The 8,257-nt window shown below is 59.4% G+C and carries 5 protein-coding genes; 2 read left to right on the plus strand and 3 right to left on the minus strand.

Annotated elements, in window-relative coordinates; translation table 11 throughout:
- Together VMU57_RS01405 and VMU57_RS01410 are read left to right on the plus strand one after the other, a co-directional pair.
- Positions 1-1,998: Lhr family helicase (locus VMU57_RS01405; protein WP_422653409.1), on the plus strand; the 1,998-nt coding region annotated here is incomplete at its 5' end.
- 2 nt (positions 1,999-2,000) lie between these two features.
- Entirely contained in the window at positions 2,001-2,168 is a 168-nt protein-coding gene (locus VMU57_RS01410) for a DUF5522 domain-containing protein (RefSeq protein ID WP_325380049.1), read from the plus strand.
- On the opposite strand, the gene VMU57_RS01415 is transcribed toward VMU57_RS01410, so the two are convergent.
- The 3 genes from VMU57_RS01415 to VMU57_RS01425 form a co-directional block, all read right to left on the minus strand.
- Positions 2,165-3,076, minus strand: a complete 912-nt coding sequence (locus VMU57_RS01415; protein WP_325380051.1) for a tetratricopeptide repeat protein — start codon at positions 3,074-3,076, stop codon at positions 2,165-2,167. The two genes, VMU57_RS01410 and VMU57_RS01415, sit on opposite strands and share 4 nt — an antisense overlap.
- Positions 3,077-3,140: 64 nt before the next feature.
- On the minus strand, positions 3,141-5,330 hold the full coding sequence (locus VMU57_RS01420) for a VWA domain-containing protein (protein ID WP_325380054.1): 2,190 nt from the start codon (positions 5,328-5,330) through the stop codon (positions 3,141-3,143).
- Between the two features lie 79 nt (positions 5,331-5,409).
- Positions 5,410-8,257, minus strand: a 2,848-nt coding sequence (locus tag VMU57_RS01425) for a carboxypeptidase regulatory-like domain-containing protein (protein ID WP_325380056.1), incomplete at its 5' end; no start/stop codon positions are given.

Raw genomic sequence — 8,257 nt, forward strand, 5'->3', positions numbered from 1 at the left:
CAAGCCGCCGCCTGCTTTGAGACCATCGTCGGCGACATTCAGATTCCAAATCATCCTCTCGTCGATGAAGTGATGCAGGACGTTCTTCAGGAGGCGATGGACCTCGAAGGTCTCATCGCAGTTCTACGCGGAATCAAAGAGGGAAGCATTCGCTGTCTCGCCGTCGATACACCAGTCCCCTCGCAATTCGCGCACGAGCTCATCAACGCTAATCCCTACGCCTTTCTCGACGACGCGGGACTGGAAGAACGCCGCGCCCGTGCCGTATCGTTGCGAAGATCGCTCCCCGAGAGCGTCCTCGAAGAATCGGGCAAGCTCGATCAGAGTGCCATCGACGAGGTGCGCCGCGAGTGCTGGCCCGACATCCGCGACGAACACGAGCTACATGATCTGCTGCACTCGGTCATCGCGCTGCCACTTTCTACTCTTGATACAACCGAAGCCCGCCACTGGCCCACCTTCTACGAACGGCTGACTCAGACTGGCCGTGCTCAAACCATAGAATCCGGCGGCATTCTCTGCTGGATCGCAACGGAGCGTCTTCCTTATACCAACTTGCTCTCGCGTGATGCGCAAAATGAAACTGATTTAGTTACAAAAGAAGCAGCCTTGAAGCAATGTGTTCAGGGTTGGTTACAAATTCTTGGCCCCACAACCGCCAATGCTTTTGCACATCGTCTGGCGCTCGATCCGGCCGAAGTCTTTCAGGCCTTTCTCGCCATGGAGATGCAGGGCCTCCTCATGCGCGGAGTCTTCGAGCATCCCAAGCCATCGACAGACCACGATATCGAGTGGTGCGAGCGCCGTATTCTGCAGCGCATCCATCGTCGCACCCTGAGCACGCTTCGCAAGCAGATCGAAGCCGTCACGCCAGCCGTCTACATGCGCTGGCTTCTCGGCTGGCAGCATCTTGTACCGCAGGCCCAGCTTGCCGGGGAAGAAGGAGTCCTCGAAGTGCTTCATCAGCTTGAAGGCTTCGAAGCTCCCGCCATCGAGTGGGAGCGTACGCTCCTTCCCGCTCGTGTTGCCAACTACGATTCCCGCTGGCTCGATGCGCTGTGTTTATCGGGCGCCGTCGGCTGGGGACGTATCTCTCCCCATCCTGCCTGGGCCATTGGCGACGGCTCTGCGCCACGCCGAGTCATCCCCACCAACGCCGCCCCCATTACCTTCTACGTCCGCGAGTCTGCTGACTGGCTGCCCCACGCGCTTGCACAGCAATGCGTCGAAGAGCCCAAGCTCCAGCAAGCCCTCAGCCCTGAGGCTCTGCAGGTTCGCACACTGCTCCAGCAGCGCGGAGCCTGCTTCTCCAACGACATCCAGCGCATCCTCAATCTCACGCGGCCACAGACGCAGCATGCGCTCTGGGAGTTGGCCACCGCCGGTCTCGCAGCCGCCGACGGCTTCGACCAGCTCCGCGCCATGATGGCCCCCCGCAGAAAATCCTCTACCGCCGACACTCCCGGCAAGCGCACCGTCCGCAGCTCGGCCGGACGTTGGTCGCTCCTCTCCGAAGAGGTCCACGCCGCGCCGACTCCAATCGAGCAGGCCCGCCGTACCGACGCTGCTCTTGAATCCGCTGCACGCATGTTGCTCGCCCGCTACGGAATTCTCTTCCGCGACCTTCTCACACGCGAGTCCAACACCCCCAAATGGCGCGATCTCCTCGGTGTCCTCCGCCGCCTCGAAGCACGTGGCGAAGTCCGCGGCGGCCGCTTCGTCTCCGGCTTCGGCGGCGAACAATTCGCTCTTCCCGCCGCCGTCGATTCGCTCCGCGCAGCTCGCAACCGCGATTGCCTTGTACCCATCACCGTCGCCGCCGCCGACCCCGCCAACCTCGCAGGAATCATTGTGCCTGGTGAGCGCATTCCCGCTGTTCCCGGAAAGCAAGTCATCTATCGCAACGGCAGCCTGCACATCGAAAGCCACGAAGAAGACATGATACCCATCCTTCTGCCCATTCCTGCGCCCACACCACCCGTTCTAACATTGTTTTAGCGATGACGGAGCCACTCAAACCCGGTGAGCCAGAGCCTGCTGAAGAGCCCGTGCCGCTAACTCCGGAAGATTTTTACTATGAAGGCCCCTACCTCGTCTTCACCGCAACGTATCTACTCAAGCGGGGCTACTGCTGTAATTCCAACTGCCGTCACTGCCCTTATCGTTAGTGTTCCGGCGGAGGCAAAGGCGGCAGAGCCGTGGTACTGGCGGTCAGAGGCATGTGGCCACTGCGGATCGCCTCTGCATTATGCACCAGCAGTAGAACCCGAGGGTCCTTGCGATACTGCTCCAGCAGATCATCATGCCTCATCGCCTCTAATACGTCGAAGCCGCCTTCGCTCGCCGTCGTCAGGTAGTGCAGCATATTTGCCACATCTCCATGCTGTGCATAGAGCCGTGCAAGCTCGTAGCAGAATCGCGCATGGTCCGCCGGCGACAGCATCCGCATCGTGATTCCACCCGGTCCTCCGCGATGCAGCATCAGGTCCGGATCGATCTTCAACGCGACGTCGAACTCCTTCCGGGCACTCTCGAAATCTTTGCGCTGGAAGTACGCTGTTCCAAGATTGGAGTGAAATGGAGCCGATCTCTTATTCAGCTTGATTGCCTTTTTGTAGTCGGAGATGGCACTTCCATTCTCGCCTTCCAGATACTCCACCGCGCCAAGATTGTTCCATCCGTCGGGGTTCTTGCGCTTCAGGTGCACCACGCGTTGGAAGAATGCGCGCGCAATCTCATGATTTCCCACTTCCAGCTCCGTCACTCCCATCTTGTTCAATATCTCTACCTCGTCGGCTCCGCGCTTGAGCGCATCCGAGTAATAGTTCAGGGCGTTTTCTGGAAAGCGCCTTGCCCGCAGCACATCCGCGGCGGTCTCCAACTTCTCCCCAGAAGCTGTCGCGGGATCAGGCAGGTGCGCTTGTATCAGAGGCCATTGCGGATCTTCGTGTTCCAGCTCTACCGCCAGCTCATGACTATGGGCATTGAGCTGTGCGGACAGGCTCGCTCCGGCCACGAACGCACTGAAGAGGAAAAGAGCGGAAGAGAGACGAAAGAGGCGGACTGGACAGCCCATGGCATGCCTCCGCGAGGTACGTCAGCATCATCCGCTTCTCTAAATCTCCTGTCAATAGGCAGAATTATGGCGCTGCCGGTGCGTTCGCCGGTGTCTTCGTCAGCGCAGCCGTGGAGGGCGCAGCAGGTGCTGCCGTCTCCACTCTCAACGCCAACCGGGGAAAGCTGAAGCTGCCGCCGGCATCGTCGATGACGTTGACCTGGCAGACGTAGGTGCCCGGTTTCAATTGAGTTAGCGGAACATCGAACTGAAAGCCAACCGCATCGCGCTCGGGAATATTGATCGCATCGGCGACCACCAGCGGCGTCTCGTACACCTTCACGCCGTCGCGCATGAACTCGATGCTGGTCAGCACCCGCACCGGCTTGCCTTCGCGCCGCTTCAACCCAGGAGCATCAGCCGCTACCGCACCGCCTTGCTGCTTCGCGGGGTCATAGACCTCATAGAGGAAGTAGAGGTGCTGGTCCTGTCGAAACACATGCGGAATATTCGGGATCCACTCCACGCCATCGCGCACCAGCGGGCTCGCCGCCTTCTTCGTCGTATTCGGCGTGCGCTGGCTCGACAGCACAATCGAGCTCAGCTTCAGGGGGCTCTTGCGCATATCCGGAACCTGGATGTCCGTCTCAAAACTTCCCATGCGCCCGGTCTCATTCTCGCGGACCACGAACTTCAGATGATACCGTCCGGGAGCAAGCGTAAATCCGGTTGAGTACTGGATGTTCTTTCGCTTCACCTGTTGCGACGAATCGAGCGCCAGCTTCACCGTGTCGCGAACATTGCCCACGATGATTCCCTGGGCATCCTTCACCTGTCCCATGATGTCGATGTTGGCCTTGTCGCGGTCGCCATTGGTTACAAAGGGGATCTGCGAACCCGGAACGATCAGCGATATCGGAACAAAAAACTTATTGTCGTCGAGCCGGAAGTAGAGCGCCTGCAGGTACACCGCAACATCGGTCGCGGGCAGGTCGCTGCGCATCTGCTCCGTCAAAGCCTGTTCGCGGTCCTCGGTCTTCTGATGTTTGAAATCAGCCGGCGCATAGTACCCAGGCCGATAGTCCAGCTTCACATCGCCACGGTTCAACTTCACCGTCAGGTGCCGATAGCTTCCATCCCGCGCCGCATTCGTGGAGTGGAACCCAACGATGTAGTAGGCCTCGGTGTCATGTTGAATCTGTTGAAACGCCGGGGCAAAATCATTCGAGTCGAGGAACGCCTTTCCGCCCGTATCGCTGGACAGAGTAGACAGGGTCTCCTGCGAGCCGGAGTTCGCATCCAGATTGCTCTGCATCGCGCCGCCGCCATAAGCAGCCGTGCCGCGCAGGCTTCCCGTCGAAGCGTTGCCCACTGGCGGCAGCGCCTCCAGACCGCGCGAATCGACGCTGTAAATGGCCATATTCGCCTTTACGGCTTCATTCGTCGCCGCGCGCATGCTCGCCTGATTTTCTATGCCCTGCCGCGTCACCCCGCCGCTGAAGTACAGCAGGCTCTTGCGCTGGTCCACTCGCTCCAGCGACTTTGCAATCGACCGGATCGCATACAACTCACGGTCTGTGTTGAGCGAGTTGTACTCGCTGTCATCCGCTGTAAAGCTCGACGCATCGTCCGCCGTCCCGCCGGAGTTGCCCCCCTCATTGCCATTCGAAAACCCCGTGCCCTCGGTGCCGTTGTACTTGCCCACACCTTTCAGCAGAACGGCCTTGTCCGCCGTAAAATCCTGGTCGAGACTGAGCGAAGTGTCCAGACTCACCAGTGCCACCAGGTCGGCGGGCTGCATCTTCTTATTGACGTAATCCTTTGCCGCATCGACTGCCCGGTCCATGTCCTCCGGCTGCATGCTGCTCAGGTCGAAGAACATCACAATCAGCCGGTGGTCCTTCAATGCAGCCGGCTCGGCGGAAAAATTACCATTCCCATTCAACAAGTCGGCAATCGAAGCCTTTCCGCTGACGGTCGTCTTCTCGTGCAGCACCGCGGCGTCATCGACATTCTGATAGTCGAAGCTGGCGATCTTCTGCGGCTTTCCGTTCTCCAGAATTGTGAAGTCGCTGGCCTTCAGCCCCTTCACCACCTCACCCGTTTTTTTGTCCCGCACTACCACATTGGTCAGCACGATATCGCTCTGCACCTTCAGTGTGAAGGTCCCATCCGCACCCTGCTGCTGCGCGACCATCGGCGTTCCCGCCATCATCGCTATCAGCACCGCCGCCAGCGCAGGACGCATCGCCGCTGCAACGCGATTGCCCGTCATGCCAGCCGTTCTCTCCATCCAAAGACCCATCGCCCGAACCCTCTTCACGTTCCTCACTCCCATCACGAACGACTGCCTTTCAGAACCGATACCGTGCAAATACTGTCAGTGTGCGCATCTGTGCTGCGCCCCTCACCTGTCCAAAGGTGGGTGAGTTCAGCGTGGTGTCGATGCCCGAATACTGCACGATGTTCAACGCATTCCCTGCCGTCACGCGTGCCTCGAACGACCGCGTGTCGCCCAGTTGCACCGTACGCGACAGCGAAGCGTCCACGCCCACCGTTCCCGGCCCTTCGATGGAGTTTCGCGACGCAGTGCCGAACTCGCCCGCGGCAGGAGCGCTGAAGGCCGCCGCGTTGAACCAGTTGCCAATCTTTCCTTCACCGCTGATCGGCACGCCGAAGTTCCGGTTCGGTCGCAGCGAATTGGTGGTGCCGGTCGCCGCCTCCTGCACCGTCAACTGATAGCTCGGTGTGTAGTATGTCCCCGACGAAAAGGTGAAGTCCCCCGACAGTGAAAACCCATCCGTAATCGTGGACCACAATCCACCCTTGGTAAAGAAGAGGCGGTTCGGCCCAAACGGAAGCTCGAAGACCCAGTTGCCGGTCAGCTTATGGCGAACGTCGAAGGAGCTGTTGCTCTCTTCCGCATTCAGATCGTTATCGTTCTGCGCCACCGTCTGCGAGCCGCCGCCGATCGACGAAGCATTGTCGATGGAGTGTCCATACTGATACGTCCCCTGAAGCGATATGCCTTTCGACATCCGCTTGCGCACATTCACGCGCAGCGCCTCGAACCGCGAATAGCCGAGCGAGTCCTCATAGTTGAAGGCCTGTGCTCCGGGATTCAGCAGGCCCGTGGCCGTCCGGTTCGGTGCGCGCACCATGTCGAGATCGCCGCCCTTCGTCCCGTCATAGCCAATGTTCGCCACAATGCCCAGCGGCAGCGTCCGTTGAATATCGAGGTCCCATATCTGCACATGTCCCAGCCGATAATTCAGGTTCGCGCTGAAGTTATTCTGCACCGGCGCATTCGAGCAGTTGAACGCTCCGGCCAGCGTAAACTGCCCCAGCGTGCCACAGCCCTGTTGCCCGGCAATGTTGGTCTGCGTCACCGCAAAGGGCTGCTGATTGGCCAATTGCCGCGCAATGGTCCCGTACTGGCCAGTGTTGTAGTTGATGCCATAGCCACCCCGAATCACCGTCTGCTTCATCAGCTTCGACGGCACCCGGTACGCAAATCCAAACCGTGGCGAATACATCGACCGATCGGGATTCACCAGCGACTGCGGAAAGCTTCCGCTGTAAATGCCTCTCTGGTTCGGCTGAACTGCTTCCACCTTGGAAAAATCCGCATTGTGATCCAGGTTCACCAGTCGGTTGCTCTTCTCCACGTAGGGAGAAAAATACTCATAGCGAAGCCCAAAATTCAGCGTCAGGTTTGCCAGCGCGCGCCAGTCGTCCTGCGCATACCAGTCATAGACATTCGCTCGCAGATATGTCTTGTTCAAGCCTGCCTGTACCGAAGCCTGCTGCGGCATTCCCAGCAGAAAGTCCGCGAATCCCGACCCGCTCGCCGGAACCACCGGGCAGGTCGTGGTCGTCGTAGCGGTGCAGTCGCTTGCAGGATTTTGCGTCGCATATCCGGTAAAGCTGAACGATCCCAGCGGCGTTACCTGCGTCCCGCCAATCGAGTCGGCATGAACGCGCCGAATATCTCCGCCATACCGCATGTTGTGTTTCCCGAATCGATAGCTCACAAAGTCGCTGAACGAGATGGTCTGATTGATCGTGTCGTTTGGAGCTGTATTGCTCAACCCGGTAAAGGCGTTCGAGCCGCCGAACGAGATCGACGGTACGCCATAGTAGAACTGGTTTGATTGGATCGTGGAATTTCCCACCAGCACGCCTGCCTGCAACCCGGGGTTGGTCAACCCATCGGTAAAGTAGTTCACCGTCATCGCGTGCGAACGGTTCCAGTTGATCGAAGCGCTGTTCCGCAACCGGCCATAGCCGATGGTGTAGCCCGCCGTGACTCCATACCCATCGGAGGCCGTCGTTCCACCCAACGGCAGAAAAATATTCCGGCTGTCAATGGCGCTGTGCGAATAGCTGCCGTTGAAGTTGATGTTCTGCGTCAGCGTCTTCGGAGCATTCGCCGCCTGCCGCCGAAACATGCTGCCAAACCCGCTCTGCCCGAAGTTCCTGACATAGCGCAGCGCAGCCGTTGTCGAATTCTGACCAGCGTTGGTTACAGTCTGATAGTTATTGCGCAGCCCTGCGTTAGGAACATTCGGCGCTGGATAGTAGTTCAACAGCGCCAGCGCCTGTGGCGAGAGCGGCACCGAAGCGTTCTTGAGATTGTTCCCTGGAATCGGCTGGCCCGTCGTCGGGTCATACAGCGTCTGTCCCAGTGTGGAAAAATCTCCGCTCCGCTCCGCCAGCGTCGGCACCGTGCCATTGAAGATGCCCGGGGTAATATTCCGTCGCCCGATCACATTTAAAAACACAAACTGCTTCGAACTTGGCTTCACCAGTCCCGGTATAAAGGGCGATCCCACAAAGCTCACACCAAACCGGTTCGACATCGATGACGGCTTCACCACCTGTGCGCCCGGCTCTCCCAGCGCCGAAGCCACCGAGAAGGGCGCCGCATTCAACGCTCCATTGCCGCCCTCATAAAAGATTGCTCCATGCGGTTGTGAAGGATTGAACCCACGAAATCCGCCGCGCCCGCCGCCTCGTCCGCCGCCGCCTCGCCCACCGCGTCCACCGCCGCCCGGCCCACCCATCATTCCTCCCAGCATCCCCACCACGGCGTTCGCCATATCGCCCGCCGCTCCACCCTGCTGCCGGGCTCGCGCAACCGCATCCTCTACACGCTGCCGAATCTCGTCTTCATTGAAGTTTGCCAGCCCATTCGTCTGG

The organism is Edaphobacter sp. (genome assembly GCF_035532915.1).
Lineage (GTDB): Bacteria > Acidobacteriota > Terriglobia > Terriglobales > Acidobacteriaceae > Edaphobacter.